The 26,826-nt window shown below is 66.5% G+C and carries 14 protein-coding genes; 6 read left to right on the top strand and 8 right to left on the bottom strand.

The annotated features are described in order from the left end of the window. Positions 1-482: 482 nt before the first annotated feature. Positions 483-6,683 (top strand): autotransporter domain-containing protein, encoded by a 6,201-nt coding sequence (locus tag J7J08_RS03455; protein WP_214901473.1) that lies wholly within the window; start codon positions 483-485, stop codon positions 6,681-6,683. Between the two features lie 239 nt (positions 6,684-6,922). Here the strand turns inward: J7J08_RS03455 and J7J08_RS03450 are convergent, their stop codons facing one another. Further along, positions 6,923-7,237, bottom strand: coding sequence for a hypothetical protein (locus J7J08_RS03450; RefSeq protein WP_214901471.1), 315 nt, complete (start codon positions 7,235-7,237; stop codon positions 6,923-6,925). Between the two features lie 145 nt (positions 7,238-7,382). On the opposite strand from J7J08_RS03450, the gene J7J08_RS03445 reads away from it, so the two are divergent. From J7J08_RS03445 to J7J08_RS03430, 4 genes are all read left to right on the top strand, one after another. After that, the gene (locus J7J08_RS03445) at positions 7,383-8,180 is read left to right on the top strand and encodes an isocitrate lyase/phosphoenolpyruvate mutase family protein (RefSeq protein WP_214901469.1); all 798 of its coding nucleotides are present in this window, start codon (positions 7,383-7,385) and stop codon (positions 8,178-8,180) included. 244 nt (positions 8,181-8,424) lie between these two features. After that, positions 8,425-15,396: a hypothetical protein gene (locus tag J7J08_RS03440; RefSeq protein ID WP_214901468.1), complete on the top strand. Its 6,972-nt coding sequence runs from the start codon at positions 8,425-8,427 to the stop codon at positions 15,394-15,396. Continuing rightward, positions 15,390-16,148, top strand: a complete 759-nt coding sequence (locus J7J08_RS03435) for a deaminase domain-containing protein (protein WP_214901466.1) — start codon at positions 15,390-15,392, stop codon at positions 16,146-16,148. The genes J7J08_RS03440 and J7J08_RS03435 overlap by 7 nt, the downstream gene beginning before the upstream one ends. A 112-nt stretch (positions 16,149-16,260) precedes the next feature. Further along, positions 16,261-17,118 (top strand): endonuclease/exonuclease/phosphatase family protein, encoded by an 858-nt coding sequence (locus tag J7J08_RS03430; protein ID WP_214901464.1) that lies wholly within the window; start codon positions 16,261-16,263, stop codon positions 17,116-17,118. A 221-nt stretch (positions 17,119-17,339) separates the two neighbouring features. On the opposite strand, the gene J7J08_RS03425 is transcribed toward J7J08_RS03430, so the two are convergent. The 7 genes from J7J08_RS03425 to J7J08_RS03395 all read right to left on the bottom strand — a co-directional run bounded on the left by J7J08_RS03425 (position 17,340) and on the right by J7J08_RS03395 (position 25,532). Beyond that, entirely contained in the window at positions 17,340-17,609 is a 270-nt protein-coding gene (locus tag J7J08_RS03425; protein ID WP_214901462.1) for a hypothetical protein, read from the bottom strand. Positions 17,610-17,759: 150 nt separating this feature from the next. Then, positions 17,760-19,190, bottom strand: coding sequence for an efflux transporter outer membrane subunit (locus tag J7J08_RS03420; protein ID WP_214901460.1), 1,431 nt, complete (start codon positions 19,188-19,190; stop codon positions 17,760-17,762). Then, positions 19,184-19,921 carry an SDR family oxidoreductase gene (locus J7J08_RS03415; protein WP_214901459.1) on the bottom strand — a complete coding sequence of 246 codons (738 nt, stop codon included), beginning with the start codon at positions 19,919-19,921 and terminating at the stop codon, positions 19,184-19,186. Before J7J08_RS03415 ends, J7J08_RS03420 begins: the two co-directional genes overlap by 7 nt. 25 nt (positions 19,922-19,946) lie before the next feature. Then, positions 19,947-23,117, bottom strand: coding sequence for a multidrug efflux RND transporter permease subunit (locus J7J08_RS03410; RefSeq protein WP_214901457.1), 3,171 nt, complete (start codon positions 23,115-23,117; stop codon positions 19,947-19,949). 116 nt (positions 23,118-23,233) lie between these two features. After that, positions 23,234-24,445, bottom strand: a complete 1,212-nt coding sequence (locus J7J08_RS03405) for an efflux RND transporter periplasmic adaptor subunit (protein WP_214901455.1) — start codon at positions 24,443-24,445, stop codon at positions 23,234-23,236. A gap of 92 nt (positions 24,446-24,537) precedes the next feature. After that, positions 24,538-25,308: an SDR family NAD(P)-dependent oxidoreductase gene (locus J7J08_RS03400; protein ID WP_214901454.1), complete on the bottom strand. Its 771-nt coding sequence runs from the start codon at positions 25,306-25,308 to the stop codon at positions 24,538-24,540. Then, positions 25,305-25,532 (bottom strand): hypothetical protein, encoded by a 228-nt coding sequence (locus J7J08_RS03395; protein WP_214901453.1) that lies wholly within the window; start codon positions 25,530-25,532, stop codon positions 25,305-25,307. The genes J7J08_RS03400 and J7J08_RS03395 overlap by 4 nt, the downstream gene beginning before the upstream one ends. A 141-nt stretch (positions 25,533-25,673) precedes the next feature. Between J7J08_RS03395 and J7J08_RS03390 the strand changes: the two genes are divergently transcribed. Then, on the top strand, positions 25,674-26,696 hold the full coding sequence (locus J7J08_RS03390; protein WP_214901451.1) for a LysR family transcriptional regulator: 1,023 nt from the start codon (positions 25,674-25,676) through the stop codon (positions 26,694-26,696). The last annotated feature ends 130 nt before the right edge of the window (positions 26,697-26,826 follow it).

Genomic DNA, 26,826 nt, shown 5'->3' with positions numbered 1-26,826 from the left:
AGCACGGATCATACCGGAGTGCTGCTCAAAAAGTGGACCGCCTAAGCCGGCATGCCCGGAACCGCAAGCTGCTGATTAGCAGGATGGACGAGCCTGAATCCCCTATCGATAATCCCGACGGAATAACACCCCCGGAACTACTGACTCTCCTTGATGACGGCTGCCACGAGTGAAACAAAGCGTGAGGTAGCCGCCGACGCGCCTCACCAACGCCGGGACCTGCCCCACCAGCCCTGCCCTACCTACTGCATGCCATGACCCGCTCTGCGCGCACCATCGATCGAGTCGAATGGCAGGCGCATGTCGGCTTGGCACCGTAACCAGCGAGTCCGCCCGTCGTCCTGTGCGGCACCGGGGCGGTCAAATAATCCCGCAACACCGACTGGGCCACGAATGGTCCTGCACTTCACTCGACATATCGATCGCTGCCACACCCGGTCGCGACCTTGCTTATTCGTTTGCGCACCCGCTGAGAGCACACCATGAACCACGTTTACCGCGTCGTCTTCAATCGCGCCCTTGGCCTGTGCCAGGTGGTTTCCGAACTGGCTTCAGCGCATGGCGGCGCCGTCGCGAAAGCGATGTGCCTGGCCCCGCGTCTGTCGCTGCTGGCCAACGCCTGCCTGCTCGCGTTGGGGATGACGATGGTTGAAGTGGCGAGCGCGCAGACCGTGATCGAGAACCTGGTGCTGGAGGTCGATAGTCCTGCTGATCTCACCGGTGACGTGACACTGGGCAGCAATGGCGAACTGCGTGGTACCGCCGATATCACCCTGGCAAACCATCTCACTATCGAAGCGGCGACAACGCCGACCATCTCCGCTGCTACCGGCACCACGCTCACTCTGACGGGCACCGCCAACCTATGGTCTGGGGCCGGGCTTGCCTTCGGTTCTGCCGGTCACACAGGCACGGTGGTGATCAGCTCCCCAGGGTTCAACTCTTCGGGAACGCGCAGCGCACTGAACATCAATTACGGCACGCTACGCATCGGCAACAGCAGCTTCCTGACCCCGTTGGAATGGGTGCCATCAATACACATCGCTGGCGGCGCAATCCTGGATTTCAACGACATGAACAGGAATTCGCCCTCAACCTCGATCAATGACCTTCAGGGCGCCGGAACCCTTAGAACGGGCGCGTTGTCGGACAACCTTGTCGCCATCACTGGCGGCACTTTCAACGGCGTGATCGAAGGCGCCGGCGGCATTGAGAAACGGCATAGCGGAACGCTGACTCTGGGTGGCGTCAACACGTACAGCGGCGACACCACCATCAGTGACGGCACCCTCGCGCTGGGTGCGGGCGGCAGCCTGGCTGCTACGAGCGCGGTGAATCTGAGTGGTGCCGACGCCGGCTTCGACATCTCCGCAGCAACAGCCGACCTGACCATTGGCAGTTTGGCAGGCGTTGCCGGCAGCACTGTCACCCTGGGCGCCCGTTCCCTGAGCACCGGTGGCGACAACCGCTCGACCCAGTACACGGGCGCCATGACCGGAACGGGGTCGCTTACCAAGACCGGTAGCGGCACATTGACGCTGACGGGCAGCAACGACTACGGAAAAGCCAACGTCAGTGGCGGCACGCTGGCCATTCAAAGCGGCGGCACGGTCAGCAGTACCGGCACTGGAATCATCGACGGAGCCGTCGACACCCAGGTCACGGTAGACGGTGTGGGTTCCACCTGGACCAGCAGCGGCCAATTAGGTGTCGGTGTCTCTCGAACAGGCACCTTGACCGTGCAACACGGCGGCAAGGTGTCAGCCACAAACGGCAGCGGTTTGGTCGACGTCGCACTGAATGCTACAGCCGCAGGCGCGGTGAACATCGGTGCCGCGGTCGGCGAAACTGCGCTCGCGGCTGGCACGCTGGAAGCGGGCGAACTGCGCTTTGGCGCGGGCACCGGCAGTTTGAACTTCAACCACACCGATCCGGCGTACATCTTCGACACCCGGATCACCGGCGCGGGTGCGGTCAACCAGGCAGCGGGCACCACCCTGCTGACCCGTGCCAACAGCTACACCGGAGGTACCACGGTGAGCGGCGGCACGCTGGTGATTTCTTCCGATGACAACCTCGGGGCGGTCACCGGTGACCTGACGCTCGATGGCGGCACCTTGGCAAGCACCGCAGGCGTCAACAGCACCCGCGCCGTGAACCTGGGGACGCGCGGCGGAACGGTCGACGTGACCCCTGGCGTCCTCCTCAACCTGGGTGGTGTGATCTCGGGTCACGCACTGACCAAGACGGGCGGTCTTGTGATGCTCACCGCCGACAACACCTACACCGACACCACCATCAGCTACGGCACGCTGCAGGTGGGCAGCGGCGGCACCACGGGCACGCTGGGCAGCGGCAAGGTCATCAACAATGCCGCGTTGGCCTTCAATCGCAGCGACGCTTTGGTGGTAAACAACGACATCAGTGGCATCGGTGGATTCATCCAGAGCGGCAGTGGCTTGATCACGCTCACGGGCACCAATACCTACACCGACACCACTACCATCAACGCCGGTACCCTACAGGTGGGTAACGGTGGCACCACGGGCACATTGGGCGGTGGCAATGTCATCAACAATGCCTCGCTGGTCTTCAGTCGCAGTGATGCACTCATCGTGAGCAACGACATCAGTGGTACCGGCGCATTGTTTCAGGCGGGCCCAGGAACCACTACGCTCACGGGCACCAATACCTATACCAGCAGCACGATCGCCGGAATCGGCACGCTGGTCATCAACGGCTCGGTGGCGGGCAACGTCCAGGTGAATACCGCCGGCACCCTGGCCGGCAATGGCCACATCGGCGGCAACGTCAACGTACGGGGTACGCTGGCGGCCGGCAACAGCCCCGGCACCCTGCGCATCGCAGGTAACCTGGCACTCGATGCCCGCTCTACCAGTGTGTTCGAACTTGGCCAGGCCGAGGTTGCCGGTGGACCGGCCAATGATCTGGTCGAGGTGGGGGGCGATCTCACCCTGGGCGGCACCTTGCAGGCGCAGACCGCCTCGGCCGGGTGGTACCGGCTGTTCAATTACGGCGGCACGCTCAGCGGCGGCTTCGACGATACCCAGGTCAGCTCCAGCCATGCCGGCTTCACCGTCGGCCATCATGAGGTGGACACCGCCACCGCAAACCAGGTCAATCTCACGGTTCTCGCCGCCGGCCAAAGCATTCAATTCTGGGATGGCTCCCATGCCACCCCCAGTGGTCTCGTTGGTGGCGCCGGTGGTGCTGGCAGTTGGAGCAGCGCCGGCACGACATGGACCAATGACAGCGCAACCACCAACAGCAGCTGGGCAGGCTCGGTGGCGCACTTCGGCGGTACTGCCGGGACGGTCAGCATCGTCGGCACGCAGCGCTTCGACACCTTGCAGTTCGCCAGCGATGGCTATCTGCTCACTGGCGACAGCCTGGCGTTGAGCCCGGCCAGCGGCAGCAGCGCCACGATCAACACCGATGCCGGGGTCAGCGCCACCCTCGCCAGCAGCCTGGTCAATAGCGGCCTGGCCAATCGCTTGATCAAGGTTGGCAGCGGCAAGCTGATCCTGAGCGGTGCCAACAGCTACAGCGGCATCGGCACCCAGGTGCTCGGTGGCACCCTGGTGGTGGCACACGACTCGGCCCTGGGTAGCCACCAGGTGGTGGTAGACGACGCTGCCGGCGATAACGCCACCCTGCAGGTCAATGCCGGGATCACCCTTGCCAATTCGGTGTTCATCGACAACAACGGCACGCTCGACAATTACGGCGCGATCGTGAATGCGGTAACGGGTGGCGCTGGCGTGAAATCCAGCGGAGGGGCCACCATCAACAACGCGGGCGGCACCATCCAGGCGATGGATGCCAACGGCGACGGCATACGAATCGACGGCGCCGCAGGAACGGTGACCAACACGGGTGGCGGTCTTATCACCGGTGAAGCAAGTGGCATATCAATCAACGGAAATGGCGCGGTCATCAATGATGCGGGCACCATCAGCGGCACGGGAAGCTCCGGGGACGGCATCCGCATCAGAGGGACGGGCGCAGTCACGAACGCAAACGGTGGCCTTGTCACCGGGCAGGACAGCGGCGTGATCATGTTTGACGGTGGCACCCTGCTCAACAGCGGAACCATCAGCTCCGCCGATGGCCGTGGCGTGCAGATCTATGACAGCACCGCGACGATCACCAACACCGCTGACGGCATCATCAGCGGCGTGGGTGATGCTGTATATCTCGATGGTGGCGGCACGTTGACCAACAATGGCGGGGCCATTATCAGCACGGGCACGTTCCCCCACATCGACATGCATTTCATCGACGGCCACGGCGTCTATGCAAGCCAGCTTGCAACGGTCAACAACATTGGTGGTGGCACCATCAGCAGCCAGACAGTTGGCGTGGGGCTGTACCGGGGGGGCAGCTTGACCAATGGCGTGGGCTCGACTGTTCAAGGAACCAACGGCTCGTTCGATGTGGTCTCCGGCGATTCCATCCTCAACAACTCCGGCACGATGAGAGGTGATGTGCGCATGAGTGATACGGGCACCCACCACGTCACGCTGTTCGACGGCTCCCGCATCGAAGGTCATCTGGATATCGGCAACGAGGCCTCCACATTAGCATTGGGCGGTACCGACTCGCAGCTGTATACAGACGCCGTGACCGGTTCCACCTACTTCCGTGGCCAGCTTCTCAAACAAGACAGCGGTACCTGGCGCATCGATAGCGCCTTGACGGACATCAAAAGCACCATCCTCTCCGCAGGCACTTTGCAGATCGGCGATGGCGGCACCAACGGTGCGATTTCCGGCGATGTGCTCAACCACGGCACGTTGGCGTTCAACCGCAGCGATGACGTGGTGTTTACCGGCGACATCTCCGGCAGCGGCGCTGTGCGGGTGCTCGGCAGCGGCTCTACCACGCTCAGCGGAAACAATAGCTACAGCGGCGGCACCACCATCACCGCAGGCACCTTGGCTGGTAACGCAAGCAACCTCGGCAGCGGCACGATGAATATCGCAGCAACCGCTACGCTGTCGATGCAGCAGAACAGCGATGCGAGCTTCTCCAGCCTGTTCAGCGGCAGCGGCCGTATCAACAAGAACGGTGGAGGGACACTCGATGTGACTGGCGACAGCACCGCCTTCACCGGCACCACCCACGTCAACGCCGGCACGCTGGCAGTGAACGGGGCACTGGGCGGCACGCTGAACGTGCATGACGGCGCCACGCTCAAAGGCACCGGCAGCGTCGGCAGCACCGTGGTGATGGACGGCGGCACGATTGCGCCGGGCAACTCGATCGGCCGGTTGAGCGTGGCCGGTGATCTCACCTTCGCCACCGGGTCCACGTACCAGATCGAAGCGACGCCGGACGGCAGCGCCGACCACATCCATGCCAGCGGCACGATCGCCCTGCAGGGCCGCAGCGCCATGGTATTGGCCGCCGATGGCAGCTGGTCCCCGAGCACCACCTATCAGGTGCTCAGTGCCGATGCCGGGATCAGCGGCGCCTTTGACGAAATCAGCACCAATTTCGCCTTCCTGACTCCGACCCTGGCCAACGATGGCCACACCCTGTCGCTGACGCTGGCCCGCAATCAAGTGCTGTTCCCGGCGGTGGCCACCACGCTCAACCAGGTCGCCACCAGTACCGCGATTGAGAGCCTGGGCACAGGCAAAGGCCTGTACGACGCGGTGGTTCAACTGGATGAAGCCAACGCGGTATCGGCCTTCGACCAGCTCTCCGGTGAAGTGCATGCCAGCGTGCGCGCCACTCTGATCCAGGACAGTCGATTCGTGCGCGAGGCGGCCATCGACCGCTTGCGCCAGCGCGAAGGCGCACAGGACGCAGCCAGTGACCTGTCCACTGATGGCAACGCATGGGGCCGGATGCATGGCAGCTGGGGTCGCCAGGATGGCGATGGCAACGCGGCACGCAGCAAGCGTTCCGCTGGCGGCATCGTGGCCGGTAGCGACCATCAGTTCGGCAACTGGAACGCCGGCCTGGTGGCCGCCGCCAGCCACGGCAAGCTGGACGTTGATGCCCGACGCTCAGATGCCAGGATCGACAGCTACCAGCTCGGCCTTTATGCCGGCACCACGGTGGGCGATGCGCTCCAGCTGCGCGGCGGCGCGTTGTTTGGCCACCATTTGATCGAGACCGACCGAACGATCACCTTCACCGGCGTCAATGAACGCAACCGTGCCGATTACCACACCAGCAGCGTTCAAGCCTTCGGCGAGCTGGGTTGGAAGCTGCCGACACGCGAGGTAGAACTGGAACCGTTTGCCAACCTGGCCTACGTCGGCATGACCTCAGAAGGCTTCCGCGAGCATGCCGGCATCAGCGCACTGAGCGCGCGCAAAGAGACGACCGATACGCTGTTCTCAACTCTCGGCGTACGTGCAGGCAGCACCTTCAGCGCTGGCACCCTGCAGGCCAACTGGCGAGTGATGGCGGGCTGGCGGCATGCCTTCAATGATGTGACCGGAAGCGCCCGACTGTCCTTTGCCACCGACGGTAGCAGCGCCTTTGCCATCAATGGACTGCCAGTGGCCGACGACACGTTGGCCATCGAAGCCGGCGTCGAAGTCACGTTGCGCCCGGACCTGACCGTAGGCGCCGCCTACAGCAGCCAGCACGGCGACGGCGCTCGCGACCACGGCCTGAAGGCCAATGTGACCTGGGTGCTCTGAGTCGCTCGGCCAACGCCACGGGGCCCGCGCTGCTGCGGGCCCCTCGCCTGTCGCGGGATAGCGCGAGGCGCGACGCGCACTTGGCGGTATTTTTGGCGGTATTCGGAACAGTGCATCCAAGAATATGCGCGCAGGATGGGCATTTTTCCATTCGGTTCAATTCCGCCCACCATAAGACGGTCCGCAAGGACCAGAAAAAGCCGGGACCGCCTTCAAAGGGGTTCCGGCTTTTTTATTGCTCACGACGGCAACGTGAACTTCCGCGCCATCCGCGTCGGCCACACCGAGGTGAACTGCGCCCCGCCGACCAGCCGGTAGGCGGCGGACACGCTGTGCAGCACGCCCAGCCGTTCCAGCACGTCTTTGGCCTTGCGGAAGGTCGGCCGCGGGTCGGCGGTGTCCATGAACAGGTTGATTTCCTTCGCGCTCACGTCATACCCATCCAGCCTGGCGGTACTGCCGAGCGCTGCGGTGAGTTCGGCCTCCAGCGTGGACAGGAAGGCCTCGTCGTCGAGCGACTTTCGCCAGAATTTGATGACAAGCTGGTAATCCATGAGGGGGCCCTGCGTTGCGCGTGGAATCGACCAGAGTAACCGGGTTCCCCCCGGTCCAGCGCATCCGGGGGGATGCTGTCCGAAAACAGCGAGCGCGCTGCCTTCTCCAGGTGCAGACTTCGGATTCCCGCCAGGAGCACCTGCCATGAATGCCCAGTACCCGCGCTTTTCGGAACTGCACCGCAACCCCTCACTGTTCATACTCCCCAACGTCTGGGATGCCGGTGGCGCCGCCCTCGCCCAGCAACGGGGCGCGCAGGCCATCGCCACCACCAGCGCGGCCATGGCCTGGTCGTGTGGGTATCCCGACGGCGGCGCCTTGCCGCAGGCCGCGCTGTTGCAGCGGATTACCGAGATTGTGCGCATTGCGACCGTGCCGGTGACCGTGGATATCGAAGACGGCTACAGTGACGACCCGCAGCGGGTCGCCGGGCTGGTGGTGAAACTGACCGCACTGGGTGTGGCGGGTATCAACATCGAGGACGGGGCGGGCACGCCGGCCCTGCTTGTCGCGAAACTCGAGGCGATCCGCACAGCGTTGGCGGGCACTCCACTGTTCATCAATGCCCGCACCGATGTGTACCTGCGCGGTCTGGCGCAGGGAGCTGAAGCGGTGCACATGAGCGTGGCGCGCATGCAGGACTATGCCCGTGCCGGCGCCGAAGGTGCCTTCGTCCCCGGGGTCTCGCAGCTCGACGACATGGCCGCCATCGCCGGCGATATCGCGCTTCCACTCAACGCGATGTGGTTGCCCGGCATGGCAGCCCACTCCGCCCTGGCCCAGGCGGGTGTGCGCCGATTGAGCGCGGGCCCGGCGCTGTCGGCCATCACCTGGACGGCGATGACCGGGGCCATGGATGCAATGCTCAACGACACACTGGCGGTCCCGGCCGACGCGCCCGGCTACGCACAGTTGAATGCGTTGTTTGCCGAAACCGCTTGACCGTCGCCGGCATCCGTTGATCGGCGGCGGGTACAAGGATTCCGATACCGACAGCGCATCGCTCCCACGCCTGCCCGCCGATCACACCCCCGTATTCCGCGTGGTGCAATGATTTCGATGTGCTTCGTCACTGTTTCAGTCAGGTCCCATTGGCGTAGTCGATTGCAGCGCCGCAGCCCATGCGTAGGATCGGCGCCCTTCCGCGCCCCCCGGCGCCTGCCGCGATTGCCTGCCTGTGCCGATGATGCCCCGCTGCCACGCCCTGCCCGCTCCCACCATTGCCTCACTGCTTACCCCCGTTGCCGCATCGGAACACCTGCCGTCGGCGGCGACGCCGGAGCAGGTGCACAATCGCGCGCAGGCGCTGCCCGCACTGCACGTGCCGCTGATCGGTGTACCCCGCGCGCAGCTGGTCGAACTGGCCGATGCCCTTGCCCAGGGACCGATCGACACCGCACTGCTGCATGCCCTGCTCGACGGCGGATTGCCGGGTACACCGCTGGGCGCCGCACTGTCGGAGTGGCTGGCCGCGTGCTGCGCGCTGCCCGCCTGCAGCGACGACGAGGCCGCCGCGTGGCGGTGCGTGCTGCTGTACGCGCTGCGCCTGCCGCAGGCACAGTGGGAGGTCGAATGCCTTGCCGAGCGGCCGCGCTTGAACGCCGCTACCGCCGAGCGCGATCCGCTGCTGCAGCGCCTGCGCGATGCGCTGTATCGGCCGCTGGAGGTGACGCCTTCCGCGTGGCAGCGGCAGCTTGCCGGACAGCGTGACCGTCAGGGCGAAGTAGATGCCCGTCAGCTGGCACGCCAGCACCAGCGCGCGCAGCATGGCGGCCAGGATACCCAGGCACGCCACGCATCGATGGCGGTGCAGCTGGCACAGTTGGCGCCCACTGCGTCTGCGCGGACGCTGCGGCGCGCACTGCGATGCATACGCCAACACGAGCAATGCGATGCCGGCCTTCTCGATCCGCGTGCCGGCCTGACCGACGCGCTTTTCCGCGACTCGGATTCCACGACCATTGCAGCGATCCACGCACGGCTCATCGCGATGCAGCAGCACCCGGCGGGTGAGCCGTCCAGGACAGGGGCCCCGCGCGTGTCGCCTGCCCGGCATGTCCCCCCGACTCTGGCCATGCGTGTGCTGGAAGTGGCGCACCAGGCCAGCCTCGACACCGCCCAACCCATGCAACCGTTAGGGCGCTACGACAGCGCCGCGCGTACCCTGGTCAGCCTGCTGAGTGTTCCGTGGCAGGTGCCGCAGTGCGTGCGGACAGGTTTCGATCTCGGCTTCGCGGTCGCAAAGAGCGCATCGTTGCTTGGCAGCAAGACCCTCCCGTCGCCCGAAGCCATTGCCAACGTCGCCGCGCCGCATGCACGCAGCGGTTCGTGGGTGGCTCCCGTGAACGTGGTGGTCTGCACGCCATTGGTGGGTTTGGTGGGTGACGCGCCGTTCGCGCAGGACGGAAGCGCCCTGACCGGCCGCCAGCGACCGGGCACCGCCTTGGCGCTGCCCGGTCAGTGCTGGGAAGCGCGGCACAACGTACCGGGCATGTTGCGCGAACAGGTGGAAGCCATCGGCGCGTTTCTAAACCGCCAACCCGTCGAGCCCACGCTGGCGGTACCCGAAGCGATCCGCGCCGCGCCATGCGAAGACGCACGGTTGGCGTTGCAGGCCATACCCAGCCGGCACGCTCCGTCATCACCGCTGCCCCCTGGCGGGGTCACCCCGCACGCCGATGCAGGCGCGCTGACCGACCTGGGCGCGCCGCTTGCGGCTGCCTCCGCCGCGCCGGCGCTGTTCAACGGCGCCGCCGCGCAGGACATGATCCCTGTCCACGGCCGCCTGCCGTTGGGCGTGCTGGCATCGCTGATCAACCGCCTCGATCCCGGCGACTGGTGGGACACGTTGGACTGGCAGGTACCGCGTACCGTCACCGGCCTGCACGCGGCCGTGACCGACGCCTTTGCCCAGGCCGGGCTGGACCTGCAACACCGCGCACCCGGTCCGGATACGCTGGCCGCTTTCTTCCACTCGGCACCGGCACGCGCGTTGTACGCCTCGCTGCTGCAGCTTCCGATGCTGCCCGAAGGTGCACGGCGCAGCCTGGCCGATGGAGGTGCCATCGCGCACGCCTATGCATTCACCCGCATGTTGGAGCTGCTTACCCGCCACGCGCCTCCCACGGGCGAACGCCGGGCCATGCACGGCCTGGCCCGGATCGGCCGCGCTGCAGTCGCCTACGTGCAGGCGCAGGACGCCACTGCGCTCGGTTCGGCACAGGCGCATTTCGATGCGCTGGCCTGGAACACCGACACCGTTGCCGGGCGGTTGGCAACACCGATGACCGAGGCGCAGCTGCTGGCGCAGCTGCTGGCGCACCGCACGCGCATGCACCAGGACTACGGCTGGCCGCTGCCGCATGGCGCCGGCGTAGACGAGATGCGTGCCTGGCTGGTCCACGCGCAACCTGCACTGCTCGACGAAACCGAATTCCAGCGGCTCGACCGCGCCGACACCCTGCTCGCCGACCTGCTGGTCACACTGCGTCGCCACGTGGATGAACTGCGCTTCGGCGCAGGCTGGGACTGGCGCGGCAAGCCACCGACCACGGCCGACTGGCGCGACCACCTGGAGCACAAGGCCGCCGCGGCCGGCACGCACTGGGTCACCGAACTGGGCGCGCTGTTCCACCACATTGCCGCCTCGTTGGCCCGTTATGAAGACCTGGAACCCCCGCTGCAGTCCGTGATCGATCCTCGCCGCAATGACCTGCGCGTGCTCACCGGCGCGCTGATCGCGCCGGTGCTGCAGCTCTATGCGGGCCTGGACCTGCCCATGGCCCAGGCCGACCCGTGGTACCCGCTGGCCTACCCGGCCTTTTCCGGCTTCTTCGCCTGGACCGGCGGCGCCCGTGCGTCCAGCGCCCTGGCCCGGTTGGACGCGCTGGACCTGGCGAACAATCCGGAACGCGTCCGCCCACTGCTGCGGCCCATGACCGTCACCCTGTCCTTGCCCACCGCCGTGCTGCGCCAGCTGCTGGGTCGCGACCGGATTGCCGCCGACCCGCAACAGCAGGCGTGCGACCTGCTGCGGCTGCAACGGGGGCGCGACAGCCACCAACTGGTGGCGCAGACACTGGACATCGGCATGGACGAGGTCACCCCCGAACTGGTCCACGGCTTTTTCCGGCAGCTGGCGGCGGCGCCTGGCGCAGAGGCGTTTGGACGCTGGCGCGAGGGATTCCTGCGCGGGTCAACCTGGCACCTGTCGCCGGACGAATGGCTGACCCTGCTGCCTGACAGCGCGCTGGCGGCGCTTTGGCGCGCGCCAGGCATGCGCAGCAACCGGGAAAGCGTGGTCCATGCCGTCCAACATGCCCTTGCCGCCACCGCGGACACCCGCCCTTCGCCGAACATGCCAACGCTGTGGACGCGGATCATGAAGGCGCCGCAGGCGCTGGACCGGTGGTGCGCCAGCACCGACGCACAACAGACGGTATGGCGGCACCTGCAGCGTTCGGTGGCCGGCCGCAGCGCCGGCTCGCGCCTGGATCGCGACGCACCGCTGTCGGCGAGCACCTGCGCCGCCCTGCTCAGCGCGTCGGCCGAGGTGCAGCTGGCAGCACCTGGCGAGGCCATCGGAGTGGCGAGCGACCCCGCTGCGGACGGCGCACCGGTCCTGTCACTGGCGATCGACCTGCGCCTGCTGCATCCGGCACTGACCATCGATGAAGCGCTTGCATTCGGCGCAGCGCTGCTGCCCCCTGCGGTGCGCACGGCGCCGCTACCGCGCGCATCATTGGCCTTCCCCTTGTTGCTGGACCGCGCACGTGACGTGGACGCGCAGACTGCGGAGGATCCGGTGCTGGACGCGTTGGATCGGCTCGCGGCACCAACCCGCCCCCGTGCCACCCGCCCCGACCCCGCCCAGTTGCCCGTGCTGGATGACCTGCTTGAGCAGTTCGGCCTGTCGCTGCTGCACCCGGATGCGCGCGATGGCAGCGATGCAGAGCCCCTGACCGCTCCCGATGCCTGGGCCCTGATGGCGCGCACCCGGCAGTTCGCGGAAGTATGCCGGCCGCTGCTGGCCGGGGCGGGCTGGGTCGGCGGAGATGGCAGCCAGGACGTCTCGGCGCGCGGTGCGCAGACGCTGCTTGCGCAGCTAATGCTGGAGCGCTACATCGGCCGTGCGCGGATCGACGCACTGCGTCAACGCTTTGCCGCGCCCGAGGTCGTGGATGTTCCCTTCATCCAGCTTGCCCACGAACTGCGCGCCACCGTGCTGGACGCCAATGGCGATGCCTCGCCGGCAGCGTTAGGTGTGTTGTACTGGCTGCTGGTCAGCGAGCTGGACCAACCGGCATTGTTGGTGGACGGTATTCCGGACTGGCTCACGTATGGTCGCTCGCTGCAGAGCGTGGCATTGCGACACGGCGCAACGCTGCTGGATACCATGCAGCCGGGGGCCTGCAGCCGCGTGGGCTTCGATGCGGTCTGCGCGCTGCCCGCGCAACTGGCGATGCCCGCAGGCACGCCCGGTGAGCACGATGACCTGCATGCGGCCTGGGCCGGCGCGCTTGCGCCTGCGGCGCTGGCCTATGCGGCCGCGCACGCCGACGGCGCCAACATTACCCGGATCGACGCGGCAACCGGGCAGCAACTGGGTGACGCGCTGGATGGGTTGCAGGCCGACCAGGGCGCGCACGCGCTTCACGTACAGCAACTGGCCAGCCCGCCGCCGCGACGCATGGACATCGCCGCGCAGACCCTGCGCGAGGCCGGCGTGGATCCGGCCCTGTGGTCGCAGCGCCCGGCCGACATTGGCGAAGCCTACCTGGCACGCCATGGCGTCGAGCCCTCGCGCCTGGTCGCATTCGAGCAGCATATGTATGAATTGGCCAAGCCGGGCGCCGCAGGCGGTGGCGGTGGCGGTGGCGGGGCTGACGATCCAGTCGAACGCGAACTGGTCACCCATGACGACACGCTGCAGGCGCTGGTGGTGGCCGACGCCTGGGTGTCGACCAACGGACCGACCACCGCCACCCGTTTCGACACCGCATCAGACGTCTGGCAGCACACCGTGGAAGCAGGACTGGCCGGCCTGATCGGCACGGCGCTGGATGGACTGCCGTCGGCCGACCGGCAGCTGGTCGAAGCCTCCGGATGTACGCCGTTGCGCGTGAGCTGCGACGAGCGGCAGGCCGATCAGGGCCTGCTGCTGCGTTGCACGCCGACAGCGCCCGGCGCCGAGCCGGTGTACTTCGAAATCATTCCACAGGCCGGTGTGGCACGGCGGGTGTGGCAGGACCGCGCACTGGGCAATCTGGTGGACGTCGAAGGGTTGTTCAGCGGCACGGTCCAGCGCCAACGCGATGGCAACCAGCTCACCCCGTTGGACGGATTGACGCTGACGCCATACAGCGCAACGGTTACCGGCCATGGCAGGCACACGTTCAAGGCCGTTTCCTCTGCTGCCGCCGCGCACCTGTGGAAAACGCGGTTTGAGCAGGCACGCGTGGACGAACTTGGCCATCTCACCGGTCTTGAGCAACGCCATCAGCGCGAGCTGCACGCACTGAATTCAGCGGCTGAGTTCCTCGTGCCCCTCTACCAATGTGTCGAAGAAATGCAGGCGGGTGATTTCTCCGCCAGTGCGATGGCCGGCTGCGCGATGGACGGCGCTTCCATGCTCATGCCGCTGGGCGGATTCTTCGCCGATACGGTGCGCATCGTGCGCACCGCCGGCGAGCGCAGCATCCAGTCGATCGCTGCCGAAGCGGGCGGCGCGCTGCAGACGCTGGGCACATCGCTGGCGATGCAGGGCGGCGTGGGCACGCTGCGCGACGTGGCCAAGGGCAGCTGGTGGGCCGGCAGCCATGCCTGGAACAACGCCTTGCAGGGCGTGGCGTGGTTGAAGCAGGTGCTGCGCAGCAGCCCGGAACTGGAACGCTCGGCATTGGCGCTGGAACACGCGGTGGTCAGCGGCGCCGTGCCAACCGCTGCACTGCAGGAACGGCGCGCGCTGACCCCCTCGCTGGCCGAAGCGCGACTGGGGGACGGCAGCACGGTGCTGGCCATGGCGCGCGGCACGGCGTGGCACCGCTACGACCTGTACAGCGGGCAGCCGTATGGACCGGCGTTGGACGCGTTCACGCTGGAACATGACCTGCCGCCCACCCTTCCGGCCACGCGTACCGAAGACGGAGTGCAGATCGCAATCGGCGATACGCCCGCGCAGTTCCTGGATCACGGCCACGACGAGTGGGAAGTGGTGATCCGTGACCAGCATTACCGGCTCAACGCCGCCGGCGATGCGTTCGAACGCATCGCCACGCCGGAAGGCAGCGGGCCTGCCGGGCAATGGCGCGAGGTTCCCCCGCGTTGCCGGCCACGTCGTTCGCTGGAGATGATGCCCTGCGTGCTGCAATCGCGGCTGCGTTTCACCCCCGACGCGGCGAAAGAGCTGGACGTCGACGCCCTGCCCGACCAGCGCGCCCACGCCGTCGCCGCTGCCACCCGTGAGTTCACCCTGGACCTTGCGCAGGTGGACCCGGACAGCGGCTTACCGCTCCGCCTGATGGTGCACCAGGGCCGGATCTGTTCGTGGACACCGCGTACCGCTGCGCCGCCCAAGCTCGTTCCCATGGCGGCGGCGCAGTTGGAGGCGCTGAACCTGCCGACCAACGTTGAGTACCCCGACATGCTCGAGGCAACGCTCGCGGACGAACCCCGCTTCGGCCTGCTCGGGTCGCCAACCAACGAACACATGACGCAACTGCAACACGTGCTGCCGGTGGTGGACGTGGGCGAGCTGCTACCTGCGGTCGCCGATGCCCGCCGCCTGCGCGCGATACGGGTGGAATCGCCGTTCCTGCGCGGGCTGTGCATCGAACCCGATGACGGTGTGATCTACCGGGCAGCGCTGCCTGACACCGACGATGCCGGTGCTGAACTGCATTTCACCCGCCTGCAACCGGGCCGCGATGACGCTGCGATCAACGTGTACCTGCGCGCGTCGGAGGCGTACCGCGTCCGCCTGCTGCGTCCCTATCTGGAACAGGACCGCGACAACATCGCGCGACTGGCGTTCGGTTATATCCAGCCGACACTGAGCCCCGAACTGACGGAGCGCTTCCCGACATATGAAGCCTACGTGGCGTCGTTTGCCGAACGGGGCCGCCCCGACGTGCTCACCACCTATGCGGACAGGTGCTGACCGGCCAGCGCGAGCAGCGCACCTTCGTAAGCATCGCCCGGCAACGCATTCCGGACTGGCAGGCACTGCGCAACGCCGGAGAGGAGGAGCGCGCTTCGGTGGCCGAAATCCTGAATGCACTGCTTCCCGCCACCGGGGGCAAAGGCACGTGGTCGGGCATCGATGCGGCGGCGCTGGCCCTGCCCGATGCCGGCAAGCCGATTCTGGACCATCTCAAGGGAGCGAACCTCGCGTTTGCCGAGGTAGTGGATGCGGACGGCACCCGGACCATCTACTACGCGCTTTCCGGCGGCAAACGTGCGCGCAACATCCATCTGCGCCCGAACCCTGCACTGCCCGACGGCACCCGTTTCGTCGACGCCCGCGCGGCCATGCAAGGCGTTGCTCCACTGCCGGAGATCACCAGCCTGCCGGTACTTCGGCACGCAGACGATACCCGCACCCTGGTGTTCGACCGCAGCGTGGATTCCGAGCGGCTGATTGCCAGTTGCATGGGCGAACATCGCCAAGTGGTCAGCTTCAAGCTGCGCACGGTGCTGGGTACCTGCTTCTCTTGCGGGGGCGTGGTGCTCCCGCAGATGCGGGCACGGTTCCCGGACGCGCAGACCTTCTCCGTGCGCTACCTGGAGGACTATGGAACCTCCTTCTCCGGCGGTATCGAGCTGCAGGCACCTGCGGTCGTTCCCGTCCCACCGAATCCTGGGCTGGTCACGTTCTTCAACCAGTGGCGGCGTGATCGGGGTCTGTCGTGACAGGCGCCCGTCCCGGTACGGCGTGCCGCCACTGCCGCCAACCTCCGCATACCCAGGCCCGGCGATTCCATGGCACCCTCTGCAAACGATTTCACGGAATGGAGGGACTCCCATGTTGTCTGCTTTTCGTCGTCCGGCCCTGCTGGCCCTGATCGCATTGGCATTGCCGCTCGGCCCGGCCCTGGCCAAGGCCCCCGAGCCGTTGCGGGTGATGTCATTCAACGTCCGCACCCCGGTGGATACCGAACCCAACAAGCGCTGGGAGGACCGTCGCGATGCGATGGTGGCACTGTTGAAGGCACAGCACCCGGTGGTGTTCGGTACCCAGGAACTGAAGACCAACCAGGCCGATTACCTGGTGCAGCACCTGCCGGGCTACCGCTGGTTCGGAGAGCCGCGCGGTCCGGGCGACAACGAGGAACACATGGGCGTGTTCTACGACAGCGCGCAATTGAAGGTGGTGGAATCGGGCAACTTCTGGTTGTCCGACACCCCCGAGGTGGCCGGCAGCATCACCTGGGGCAACCTGATGCCGCGCATGGTCACCTGGGCGTTGTTCCAGCGTAATGCCGATGGCAAACGCTTCTACCTGTACAACACGCACCTGCCCTACCGCGATGAAGACGAGCCGCGTCGCGTGCTGGGCGCCAAGCTGATCACCCAGCGGCTGGCCGCGCTGCCGAAGGACATCCCGGTGGTGGTCACCGGCGATTTCAACAGCGAACCGGGCAGCGGCACCTATGCCGAATTCACCCGCACCTTGGGCGATGCACGCAAGCTGGCAAAAGAAGTCGAAGGCCCGCGTCTGACCTTCCAGAACTTCAGTGACACGCCCACCGCGGAGATCGACTGGATCCTGGTGCGTGGTTTCGGTGTGAACCAGTTTGAGACCCTGGACCAGAAGCCCGGTGGCGTGGTGCCGTCGGATCATTACCCGGTACGGGCGGAGTTGACCTTCCCGGGGCGGTAGGGTTGGTTCCCAAACAACCGCACATGTTGTTGCAGCATCCGGTAACGCATGACCTTCGTCGAAGCAAAGGCCCTGTCCGCCGGCGTCCATGCCGTTATCGAGCGCGGACGACACGCGTGCAGTGGTGCTCTCCCGCGTCCTGCGGCCGCACCACTCGTGCATCCATGCACATCGTCGATTGGGATGCGACCCTACCGGTGCCCACGCCGCGGGGCCACGGCTCACCCGCGCGACCCGCGCAGTCCATCCAGCGCCTGGCATAGCGCCTGGTGCTGTTCGCGGGCCTGGCAGATGCGGGCGCTCACCGCGAGGAATACGCCCACCCCCAGCACGCCGATGCCGAGCTGGCCATCCGGCAGGCGTGCGAAGCCCAGGGTGACGGTGAGCGCCGCGACCACCAGCAGCACGATGACGCTGGCCGACAGGCCCGACGCGGCCGGTTGCCGTTCTTCCCTGCCCGCGCGCCGCGGACCCAAGCCGTTCCCTTGCATTGCACATCTCCCGGAGAGGCGGTGTTTTTGGCACCGCCCCACGCGGGCCCGGCAGAGGCAAAGCCGTCAGCGCGGGGTTCTCCGGTACGCCATCGCGGCGAACCATTACAAAGTGTGCAGAGGGCGACCCTTGTCGCCCTCTGCGTTCTTTCACCGCATCGTGCCGGCCACTGCAGGCGGGGTTGCGTCCTGCTGCTGGCCCCAACCACCCAGTGCCTTGTAGACACCGACCACGCTGACGTTGACCGTGGATTCGGCTGCAGCCAGTGCATCGTCGGCCGCCAGCTGCGTACGCTGCGCATCAAGCAGGGTCAGGAAGTCTTCCGACCCTTCGCGATAACGGATCTGCGCCAGCTGCTCCGCGCGCCGCGCCGCCTGCGCCTGCTCAGCCACGATGGCCAACCGCGCCTGTTGCTTGGCATAGCGGGTCAAGGCGTTCTCGGTGTCTTCCAACGCCAGCAGCACCGCCTTTTCGTACTCGGCCGCGGCGCCGTCGGCCTGCGCCTTGCTCGCGCGCAGCCGTGCCTTGACCGTGCCGAAATCGAATGCGGCCCAGCTGATCGACGGGGTCACCGACCATGCCTTGTTGTTGCCGTTGACCAGCCCGCTGGCATCGCCGGACAGGAACCCGACGAAGCCGCTCAGGCTGATCCGTGGGAACAGATCGGCGGTGGCCACCCCCACTCGCGCCGTCGCCGCCGCCAGGCGACGCTCGGCCACCCGCACATCGGCGCGCTGGCGCAGCAGGTCGGTGGTGTCGCCCAGCGGCAACGCCTTGGCATACGGCGCAGCATCACGCGGTTCCAGCAGCGTGTCCAACGCATCCGGGCGCTGGCCCAGCAGCACGGCCAGGCGATGCCGCGACTGCACTTCGGCCACTTCCAGCAGCGGAATGTCGGCCTCGATCGCCTTCAACCGCGCACGGCTGCTCTGCACGTCCAGTTCGCTGCCCGCGCCCAGATCCCAGCGGGTTTCGGTCAACTTCTGGGTGTCGCGCAGGTTCACCAGCGTACGCTTGGCCACTTCGATGCGCTTCTGCGTGCCGCGCAGTTCGAAATAGTTGCGCGCCACTTCAGCAGCGACCGTGACCTGGGCGTCGGCCAGGTTGTCCTGCTCGGCACCCAGGTCCGCGCGCGCCGCTTCGGCGGCACGGCGCTGGCGACCAAACAGGTCCAGTTCCCAACCGGCATCGAAGCCCAGCTGGTAGGTTTCGCTGAAGACACGCTCGCCACCGGCGGTAAGGTCCGGCTGCTTGCGGCGATCGTAGCTGCCGCCACTGGTCACGTGCGGCAACTGGTCCAGCCGCTGTTCGACGAACACCGCACGTGCTTCACGCACGCGGGCCATCGAAATGCGCAGGTCCAGGTTGTCGCCCAGCGCGTCGTGCACCAGCTGTTCCAGCACCGGGTCATCGAACTGCGCCCACCAGCTGGCCACCGGCGAGGTGGTGCTGAACACCGGCGCGGCCGCGCCCTGCAGGACCACCGGCTGCGCCGGGGGTGCCTGGTAGTTGGGGCCGACGCTGACGCAGCCGGCCAGCAGCGCGCTGGCGACGGCTGCGGTCAACACACGGATCACCATGGCAGCACCTCGCCCAGGTAGGTGAAGCTGCCGTTGGGGCCGTCGACGCCGATCAGCGCCATGCCCACGCTGGAGCGCGCGCCATCGGCGATGTCCAGCTCGCCTTCGCCACGGTTCATGTCGGTTTTCACGTAACCCGGGTGCACAGTGTTGACCTTGGTGGTGCTCTCGCGCAGCTCGTAGGCCAGTTGCACCGTCCAGGCATTCACCGCGCTCTTGGAGGCGTTGTAGGCCGGCACCGCGAAGCCATAGATCGGCGAACCGGGCTGGCTGTGCAGGGTCAGCGAGCCCAGGATGCTGGACACGTTGACGATGCGCCCGGCCGGCGAGGCGGTGACGAGCGGCAGGAACGCCTGGGTGACCGCGATCACCGCGAACACGTTGGTGTCGAAGGTGTCGCGCCAGGTTTCAAGCGTCTGCGCCGACGGCGCCAGTGCCGGGTTGTCGAGCAGGATGCCGGCGTTGTTGACCAGGATGTCCAGCCGGCCATGGCGGTCGGTGACCTCCTGCACGGCCGCGGCAATGCTGGCCGCATCGCCCACGTCCAGCTGGATCGCCTCCACCGGCAGGCCTTCGGCCTGCAGCTTCAGCGCCTCGGCCACGGCGGTGTCGCGCTTGCGCCCGGCCAGCAGCGTGTGCACGCCGGCCTGGGCCAGCTGGCGGACAGTTTCCAGGCCGATGCCACGGGTGGCACCGGTGACCAGGGCAATCCTGGAAGTAGCGGTATTCATGCGTGATTCCTCGTAGGGGTCAGGATCAGTGATGCAGGGTGGATTCGCCGTGGGCGACCAGCTTGCCGCCGCCATTGCGGCTGACGAACTTGCGCAGGGCCACGTAGAACACCGGGGTCAGGAACAGGCCGAACAGGGTCACGCCGAGCATGCCGGCGAACACGGTGATACCGGTCACCGAGCGCACTTCCGCACCGGCGCCGTGCGACAGCACCAGCGGGATGGTGCCGGCAATGAACGCGATGGAGGTCATCACGATCGGACGCAGACGCAGGCGGCAGGCTTCCAGCGCGGCTTCCACGATCCCCTTGCCGCCCATTTCCAGCTCACGGGCGAATTCGACGATCAGGATCGCGTTCTTGCACGCCAGGCCCATCAGCACCACCAGGCCCACCTGCACGAACACGTTGTTGTCACCGCCGGTCAACCATACGCCGAACAGGGCCGACAGCAGCGTCATCGGCACGATCAGGATCACCGCCAGCGGCAGTGACCAGCTCTCATACAGCGCAGCCAGCACCAGGAACGCAAGCAGGATCGCCACCGGGAATACGATGAACGCGGCCTTGCCCTGGGTGGCCTGCTGGTAGCTCAGGTCGGTCCATTCGGTGGTCATGCCGACCGGCAGCACCTTGGCAGCGATCGCGGTCAGGTTGTTCATCGCTTCAGCCGAGGACAGCAGGCGCGGGTCGGCTTCGCCGGCCAGGTCCGCCGCCGGATAGCCGTTGAAGCGCAGTACCGGGTCCGGGCCGTAGGTTTCCTTGACGGTCACCATCGAACCGATCGGCACCATCTCGCCGCGGTCGTTGCGGGTACGCAGCTTGCCGATGTCTTCCACGCTGTTGCGGAACTGGCCGTCGGCCTGCGCGATCACCTGCCAGGTACGCCCGAACTCGTTGAAGTCGTTGACGTAGGACGAACCCAGATAGGTCTGCAGGGTGTCGAACAGCTCGGTCAGCTGCACGCCCTGCGCCTTGGCCTTGACCCGGTCCACTTCGGCATCCAGCTGCGGCACGTTGGCCTGGTAGCTGGTGATCGGGAAGGCCATGCCCGGGGTCTGCGCCACCGCACCCTGCATCTGGCTCACCGCCGCCTGCAATGCGCCGTAACCCAGGTTGCCGCGGTCTTCGATGAACATCTGGTAGCCGTTGCCGTTGCCCAGGCCCAGGATCGGCGGCGGCATCAACGCAAAGGCGAAACCTTCCTGCAGCCCGGCGATCTTCTGGTTGATCTCAGCGTTGATCTGCGCGGCGGTGCGGCCATGACGTTCGTTGAACGGCTTGAGCGGAATGAACGCCACGCCGGTGTTGGGCGTGTTGGTGAACTGCAGCGCGTTCAGGCCCGGGAACGAAATGGTGTGTGCCACGCCCTCGGTTTCCTGCGCGATCTTCGCCACCTTGCGCAGCATTTCATCGGTACGGGCAATCGAAGAGCCTTCCGGCAGCTTCACACCGGCGATCAGGTACAGCTTGTCCTGGGTCGGGATGAAGCCCGGCGGCACCACCTTGAAGATGAAACCGGTGGCGACCAGCAGCACTGCATACACCAGGAACACCGCGCCACGACGGCCAAGAATCTTCGACACGCTGCGCTCGTACTTCTCCGAGCTGGACTTGAAGAAGCGGTTGAACGGGCGGAACACCCAGCCAAACAGGCGGTCGATGATCCGGGTCGGCGCATCCTTGGGTGCATCGTGCGGCTTGAGCAGGCGCGCGGCCAGGGCCGGCGACAGGGTCAGCGAGTTGATCGCCGAGATCACCGTGGAGATGGCGATGGTGACCGCGAACTGCTTGTAGAACTGGCCGGTGACACCGGACAGGAAGGCCATCGGCACGAACACGGCACACAGCACCAGCGCGATCGCGATGATCGGCCCGGAGACTTCCTTCATGGCCTGGTGCGCCGCGGCGAGCGGGGTCAGGCCTTCTTCGATGTTGCGTTCGACGTTTTCCACCACCACGATCGCGTCATCGACCACGATGCCGATCGCCAGCACCAGCCCGAACAGGCTCAGCGTGTTGATCGAGAAGCCCAGCACGTACAGCGCTGCGAACGTACCGACGATGGACACCGGCACGGCGATCAGCGGAATGATCGAGGCGCGCCAGGTCTGCAGGAACAGGATCACCACCAGCACCACCAGCGCGATGGCTTCCAGCAGCGTGGAGACCACGGCCTTGATCGAGTCGCGCACGAAGATGGTGGTGTCGTACACCGCTTCGTACTTGACGTCGGCCGGGAAGGTCTTCTGCATCTCGTCCATCGTGCCGATCACCGCATCGCGGATCTCCAGCGCGTTGGCCCCCGGGGCCTGGAAGATACCGATGCCCACTGCGTTCTTGCCATCCAACTGCGAGCGCAGGGTGTAATCGCCCGCACCCAGCTCGACCCGGGCAACATCGGACAGGCGCACCACTTCGCCGTCGGCACCGGCCTTGAGCACGATGTCGCCGAACTCCTGTTCACTGCGCAGGCGGCCCTGGGCATTGATCAGGGTCAGGAACTGGCTGTTGGGCATCGGCTCGGCGCCGAGCTGGCCGGCCGAAACCTGCACGTTCTGCTCGCGCATCGCGCGCACCACGTCGCTGGCGGTCAGGCCGCGCGCGGCCACTTTGTCCGGGTCCAGCCAGGCACGCATGGCGTAGTCGCCACCGCCGAAGATCTGCGCATCGCCGACGCCCTGGATGCGCGCGAGCGCGTCCTTGACGTGCAGGCGGGCGTAATTGCGCAGGTACAGGGTGTCGTACTTGCCCTTCGGTGAAGTCAGGTGCACCACCATCAGGAAGGTGGGGGACTGCTTCTGGGTGGTCACACCCTGCCGGCGCACATCTTCCGGCAGGCGCGCCTGCGCCTGGGCGACGCGGTTCTGCACTTTCACCGCCGCATCGTCCGGGTCGGTGCCCGGGCGGAAGGTGACGGTCATCTGCAGCACGCCATCCGAGCCGGCCACCGACTTGAGGTACATCATGCCCTCAACGCCGTTGATCGCCTCTTCCAGCGGGGTGGCCACGGTTTCGGCGATCACCTTCGGGTTCGCGCCCGGGTACACGGTGCGCACCACCACCGAAGGCGGCACCACTTCGGGGTACTCGCCGATCGGCAGCATCGGTATGGAGATCAGGCCGGCGGCGAAGATCACGATCGACAACACCGCCGCGAAAATCGGCCTGTCGATGAAGAAACGGGAAAAGTCCATTAGGGGATTCCTAGTGTTTTCTGCAACGCCGGGTGCAGCACCCCTGCCGCTGTCGAACCCGACAGCGGAAGCGGTGCCCACGGGGCGGGTAGAGCCGGGCTCTGCCCGGCTGCCTGTCAATTCAACGCGGTGGCGCGTACCGGAACCGCAGCCGCAGCTGGCTGCATCGCAACCGCCTTGGCCTGCACCGGCATCCCCGGCATGAACACCTTCTGCACGCCATCGATGATCACGCGGTCACCGGCCGCCAGACCCTGCTGCACGATGCGCAGGCCTTCGGCGGTTCGACCCAGCTGGATGTCGCGGCGCTGCGCCTTGCCTTCCTTGTCAACCACGTACACGTACTTGCGGTCCTGGTCAGTGAGCACGGCCTTGTCATCGATCAACATGGCCTGGAACTCGCCGCTGCCGAGCAGCTGCACGCGGGCGAACAGGCCCGGGGTGAAGGCGCGCTCGGCGTTGTCCAGCAGTGCGCGGACGCGGATGGTGCCGGTGCTGCGGGTGACCTGGTTGTCCAGGAAGTCGACCTTGCCCTGGTGCGGGAAGCCCTCCTCGCCCGACAGCCCGACCTTGACCGGCAGCTCGCTGTCGCGCTCGCTCGGACGCTCGCCGTTGCGGGCCATCTGTGCGTAGCGCAGGAAGGTACCTTCGTCGGCATCGAAGTACACGAACACCGTATCCAGCGAGACCAGCGTGGTCAGCACGCTGGCGCTGTCGCCGGCGGTGACCAGGTTGCCGGCGGTGACCATCGCGCGGCCGGCACGGCCGCTGATCGGGGCACGCACCTTGGTGAATTCCAGGTTCAGTGCAGCCGCATCCAACGCGGCCTGCGCCGCCTGCACGCTGGCACCGGCCTGCTCGGCGGCGGCACGCCGCTGTTCCCAGGTTTCAGTGGAGATGGCCTGCTGGTCGGACAGTTTCTTGGCACGCTCGGACTCGCTGCGTGCCAGCGTCGACTGGGTGCGCGCGCGTGCCAGTTCGGCGCGGGCGCGGTCGTACTCTGCCTGGTAGCTGCGCGCGTCGATGGTGAACAGCACATCGCCCTTCTTCACTTCATCGCCTTCGACATAATTGACCTTGTCGATGTAGCCGGACACCCGCGGGCGCAGCTCGACGCTCTGTACCGCTTCGACGCGGCCGCTGAAGTCGTCCCACTGGCTGACCGGCTTGACCAGCACCGGCGCGACGCTGACCTGCGGCGGCGGCGGGCCGGCGGTTTCGGCCTGGCTGCCGCTGCAGGCGGTCAGCACCGCGGCCGCCAGGATCGACACGCCGGCCATGGCCAGCCGTCGGGAGAAACGATGCGGAATGGAATTGGAGGAAGTCATGGAATGCATCCGTACGTAGGGGTGGTCAAAGAAAAACAGAATCACGTTGTGCTGCTGGGGGCGGTAGCCTGGGACCTGAACCTGGGTAAAGGTCAAGCGACACCTGCGATGTCGCGCCAGGTGGGGGGTCGGTCCAGTTGCAGCAGTCCACGCGGAAGTTCCGCATCGCGGGTATCGCAGCGCACGATGGCGCGGTTGTCGACGCAGTTGTCGAGCAGGGAAACCACGCGGCGGCCGACCAGCAGCGCGCTCGGCCACTCGATGCATGCATTGGCCGCGTTGGTCGGGGTGCACACCGGGTTGCACACTTCCAGCATCTGCGCGCGCACGCCCAGTGCCTGTGCTTCCTGGTGCAGCACCTGCGCGTACATGCGGGTGGCGGCGCCGGTGATGGAGCTCTCACCATAGCCGGCCCACGGTTTGAAGCCGGCCGGGCTGCCAACCAGCACGTAACGGCGCGGGTGGCCGTCGCCGCGCAGCAGCGGCAGCAGGCGGCGGCCTGCGTGCACGTGCGGCATCATGTCGGCCTGCAGCGCCTGCAGCAGCGCGTCGCCGCTGCGGTCGATGACCCGACCGCGGTTGTAGGGACCGCCCATCACATCGATGACCGCCGCCAGCATGCGCGGCCGCTGCGCGATGCGTTCGGCCAGCGCAAGCGCCGAACCATCGTCGGCGAGCGAGCCCAACAGCGTTTCCAGCCCCGGCTCATCGGCGAACTGCTCACGCAGCGCCGTCAGCCGGCCCGGGTCGCGACCGACCACCAGGACCGGGCTGCCGGCCTCCAGCAGCGCAGCCACGATGCCCTGCCCGACGCTGCCGGTGCCACCAAGCACCAGTACTTCGGGGGCCAGTGTCCCGTTCATGGGACTTTCACTCCCGTCGTCGGGATAATCCCAATTCGACCCAGTCGACCGCCGTAGCGGGCGCCCAGGCGCAGGCTGCCACCGCGCTGCAGGTTGGCAGGCGGGGTAAACTCGCGGAACGCCTTGCCGGAGAAGGCTGAAGGGCGCTTCTCCACGGTCAGGGCAAGGTCCAGCGAGGGCGTGCGGCCGCCGATGACGCGGCCAAGAATGTTCTGCAACCACATGGTTGGCGTCCTCCAATTCGGGAATGGCGCCAGATTAGTCCTCAAACTCCCCCTTGATTAGTCCGAATTAAGGGGAATAATCGTCCCGTACCCGGCACAATCTTTCGGGCACCCTACCCTCCCCCCGATACGGACTCCGTCATGGCTCACGATCTCAACGACACGCTGATCTTCGTCAAGGTGGTCGAGCAGGGCAGCTTCATCGCCGCTGCCAACGCGCTCGGCCTGCCCAAGACCACTGTCAGCCGCAAGGTGCAGGAACTGGAAACGCGGCTTGGCGCACGCCTGCTGCACCGGACCACCCGCCGGCTGGGCCTGACCGAGGCCGGCTCGGTCTACCACGAACATTGCCAGCGCATCGCGCGCGAGCTGGAAGAAGCCGAAGGCGCGGTCAACCAGTTGCAGTCCGGCCCGCGCGGCTGGTTGCGCTTCACTGTGCCCTATTCGATCGGCATCACCTGGATCGCACCGCTGCTGGGGCAGTTCCACGCCCAGTACCCGGAGATCCAGCTGGACATGCACCTGGGCAACGAGAAGCTGGACCTGATTGCCGGCGAAGCCGACCTGGCGCTGCGCGTAGGCGCCCTGCCCGATTCCAACCTGGTGGCGCGCAAGCTCGGCAGCCTGCGCACGCAGGTGTTCGCCAGCCCGGCCTACATCGAACGCTACGGCGAGCCGCTGCACCCGGAAGAACTTCAGTTCCACCGCATCCTGGCCATGCGCAAGGCACGCAACCTCAACAACAACCGGTTCTTCTGGCAGCTGGGCGAGAACGGCGGCGACCTGCGCGATTTCCCGGTCAATCCGTTGCTGGTGGCCAATGATCCCTCTGCGCTCAACGGCGCACTGGTCTGCGGCGAAGGGCTGCTGCTCACCGGCGATGTGATGGCCAAGCCGTTCATCGAATCTGGCATGGTGCGGCGCGTGCTGGCCGGCTGGACCGGCCCGGAAGTGGACTTCAACGCGGTGTTCGCCGGTGGCCGGCTGGTATCACCGAAGGTGCGTGCGTTCGTGGATTTCCTGGTGGAAAAGCTCAACTTCGATGCCAACTACATGCTCGCCCAGTGTCCGAACGCGAAGTATGCCAAGCAGCACCAGAAGGAAGCAGAAGCGGATCTGCAGGAAGCCGGCAAGCGGATTCTGGAGACAGCTACCGCCGGCTGAGCGTGGGCCCATCGGGACGCTTCGCCGGTAGGGTCGGTCTCCAGACGACTGCCGATTACGCTGATCGGCGCTTTGACGCATGTACCTCTGACGAAGAGGCACCTTTCGTTGGAGGCCATGCGTTACCGGA

Source organism: Stenotrophomonas sp. ISL-67, from assembly GCF_018612915.1.
Classification (GTDB): domain Bacteria; phylum Pseudomonadota; class Gammaproteobacteria; order Xanthomonadales; family Xanthomonadaceae; genus Stenotrophomonas.
Note: the sequence above shows the minus strand (reverse complement) of the source record. Positions and strands in the feature narration are given on the sequence as shown.